The sequence below is a fragment of the Streptomyces tricolor genome (genome assembly GCF_002155905.1).
Lineage (GTDB): Bacteria > Actinomycetota > Actinomycetes > Streptomycetales > Streptomycetaceae > Streptomyces > Streptomyces tricolor.
The window spans coordinates 1-1,761 of record NZ_MUMF01000753.1; the positions used below are offsets into that span (position 1 = coordinate 1).

Here is a 1,761-nt window from a genome sequence, read left to right on the forward strand (position 1 = left end):
GCGGTGTCATAAGCAGTCCAGCCCGCACGCCGGTACGGCCGTGGAACGCGCAAGAGGCCGGGCCGCGCCGAGGGGGTCCTCGGCACGGCCCGGCCTCGGGGCCGGCCGCGTCAGGCCGTCGACGTCGCGTCGTCCAGGGTGATCCATCCCCGCAGCGCTGCCTGTGCTCCGGCCTGGAAGCGGCTGCGCGCGTCCATCTTGTCCATCAGGTCGGCGGCGATACGGCGGACCGTCCGTGACGAGACTCCGACGCGTTTGGCGATGGTCTCGTCCGTGTGTCCCTTGGCGAGGAGCTTGAGCACCTCGGCCTCCGACGGGGTCAGACCCCGGTCGTCGCGTTCCTGTGCCTTGCTGGAACCCAGCGGGGTGGCCCGCTCCCACGTCGACTCGAACAGCCCGCACAGGGCCGCGAGTATCCCTTCACCGCGCAGGACCACGGCGCCCATGGAACTGTCGTCCCGCGTGACGGGGACGAGAGCCGTCGCCCGGTCCATGATCAGCATCCGGATCGGGAGCGACGGCACCGTGCGGACCTGACCCCCCTGCTCCGCCAGCCAGTTGGCGTAGGCGACGGTCGGGGGATTGTTGCGGAGGCTGTCCAGGTACAGGGTGCGCATTCTGACGCCCCGCCGCAGCAGTTCGGCGTCCTGGGGTTTCGCGGCCTCCATGTTCGCCGCCGTCTGCGCGCCGTCGGGGGTGAAGGCCATCACCTCCTCCTTGACCTCGGCGCACAGGAGACGGATCCGGTCCCGGATCTCGTCGAGGTGGTACAGCTTTTCTATCTCCCCGTTGCCGCTGTCCTGCACTTGGGAGAATTCCGCGATGATCCTCTCGGCCGCATACCTCGCGTCCTCCAGCTGTTGCTGCGCCGCGGCCAGTTCCGCCTGCCGTTCGGCCAGGAGGACCTTCATTCCGATCTGCGGTGATACGGCATGCATGCGGTTCGGGTCGTCGGCCGCGGGGCGAACAAGGGCCAGTTCGCTGAGTCGGTTCAGCTGGGTTCTCAGATCGGCTTCTGCGAGACCAGTGAGCTCTCTAATTCTGTCGAAACCCTCACTGGGGTGAGCGAGCATCGTTCGGTATACGAGCTCGGTCGTCTCTTCCATGCCTAGTGTTTCCGGCATTCAAGCGCCCATCTCTTTCAGTGCAATCGGCAATTTCTTGCCGACACCGGTGAGCCGAGATTACCCGAAGAACCCCTGCTGGCTACAGGTAACTTACGATTTAAGCTGCAACGATCGTCGTCGCGCCGACGCGGGCCCCGTCGGTCCGGGTCCCGGTCCCCGACGTTCCGTATCGGTCAAGTCGCCTATTCGATAAGCGAGTTGGCCACCCGCTGCGGACGGTCCGCACGTCCTTTTCCGTCCTCGTCCGCATGCGGCCCCGCCAATCCCTGGTGAACGGGATGCGGCTCATCGATGCTGCGGGGTATGCGACTTGTTCACGTACGCCTTGACGGACCCCATGTGCATATTGAGCCCGAATTCTCCTCATTCATCATGTCCTGCGCCACCGACGAGGATCGCCTCGAACATGTGATGGTCCACGCGGGACCTCCCCCGACGGTCGGTCTCTTCCTCGCCGCGGAGTCCTTGGAGCGGGCGGAGCGGGCCGCTTGCGGCGTGGTCCGCCGGGCGCTGGACCGGCGCCCGGAGTTCGCGGGCACGTCGGTCGTCTTCTGCGGCACCCCCTTCCTCGCGCCCTACTACGAGCAGCTCCTCACGTCGGCCTCCCCCGGGGGTGGACTGCTTATGACACCGC

The 1,761-nt window shown here is 66.6% G+C and carries 2 protein-coding genes; one reads left to right on the top strand and one right to left on the bottom strand.

The annotated features are described in order from the left end of the window. Positions 1-110: 110 nt before the first annotated feature. Positions 111-911, bottom strand: coding sequence for a LuxR C-terminal-related transcriptional regulator (locus CCN44_RS38835; RefSeq protein WP_308406322.1), 801 nt, complete (start codon positions 909-911; stop codon positions 111-113). Between the two features lie 588 nt (positions 912-1,499). On the opposite strand from CCN44_RS38835, the gene CCN44_RS38840 reads away from it, so the two are divergent. After that, positions 1,500-1,761 (top strand): hypothetical protein (locus CCN44_RS38840; protein ID WP_143650331.1); only part of this gene is annotated, 262 nt, incomplete at its 3' end.

Bases quoted from the DNA above. Each gene is read 5' to 3' on its own strand.
- CCN44_RS38835 (WP_308406322.1), bottom strand. From the start codon at position 911: ATGAAGGTCCTCCTGGCCGAACGGCAGGCGGAACTGGCCGCGGCGCAG.